Raw genomic sequence first — 1,148 nt, forward strand, 5'->3', positions numbered from 1 at the left:
CTCAGGAAGCAGTCAATAAAGCGCTAGAAACTGCTCTCGAACAAATCAACAAACTCGAAGCGGCTCAGCCTGAGAAACCTGCTGAACCGGAAAAGCCAGCTCAACCAGAAACTCCAGTTCAACCTGAGAAACCTGCTGAGCCTGAAAAACCAACTCAACCTGAGAATCCAGTTCAACCTGAGAAACCTGGCCAGCCTGAACAACCAGCTGAACCAAAACAACCGGAAATTGAGTACGATAAGGCTATGGACAGCTTGACAAAAGCTATCAAGAAAAAAGTCGCTGAACTTGGATCCAACAATGAAGCTAAGAAGCAATTGTTAGCCATTGCTGACCAAGCCATTGCTGCAATCCAAGAAGCTAAAACTCAGGAAGCAGTCAATCAAGCGCTAAAAACTGCTCTCGAACAAATCAGCAAGCTCGAAGCAGCTCAGCCTGAGAAACCTGCTGAACCTGAAAAACCAGTTCAGCCTGAAAATCCGACTCAACCTGAGAAACCGGCTCAGCCTGAAAATCCAGTTCAGCCTGAGAAACCAGCTCAGCCTGAAAAACCAACTCAACCGGAAACTCCGGCTCAGCCTGAAAAGCCAGCTCAACCGGAACAACCAACTCAACCGGAAACTCCAGCGCAACCGGAAAAACCGGCTCAGCCTGAAAAGCCGACTCAACCGGAAACTCCAGCGCAACCTGAAAAACCGGCTCAACCGGAAACTCCAGCGCAACCTGAAAAACCGGCTCAACCTGAAAAACCTGCTCAGCCTGAAAATCCGACTCAACCGGAAACTCCAGCGCAACCTGAGAAACCAATTACTTCTTCAAGTCCTGAGGAAGGGGTTAAAGACCTTGTCTTTACACTTCCAAGCTTGGAAATCGTCAATAAGGTCGTACCATTCAAGACTATTCGTCGCGAAAACCCACAATTAGACAAAGGAAAAGAGCAAGTTCTATCAGAAGGAAAAGACGGTCTCTTAGTCGAGTATGTTGAAGTGGACGGTGACAATCGCAAGGTTCTCCAAACAGAAGCAACACCAGCTCAAGATCGAGTGATTGAGGTAGGTAGCAAACAAAGCTCAGTTGGAACAGAGGCGCCACCAGTTGTGACTCTTCCTGAGTATGTTCTACCAAGAGAGACTGAAAAACCTGCGCCA

Annotated in this window: 1 protein-coding gene; it reads left to right on the forward strand. The window is 47.8% G+C overall.

Translation table 11 applies throughout. The annotated features are described in order from the left end of the window. A partial coding sequence (locus GMD3S_RS0209470; protein ID WP_029709252.1) for a G5 domain-containing protein occupies positions 1-1,148 on the forward strand: 1,148 nt, incomplete at both ends.

The organism is Streptococcus sp. GMD3S (assembly GCF_000298695.2).
Lineage (GTDB): Bacteria > Bacillota > Bacilli > Lactobacillales > Streptococcaceae > Streptococcus.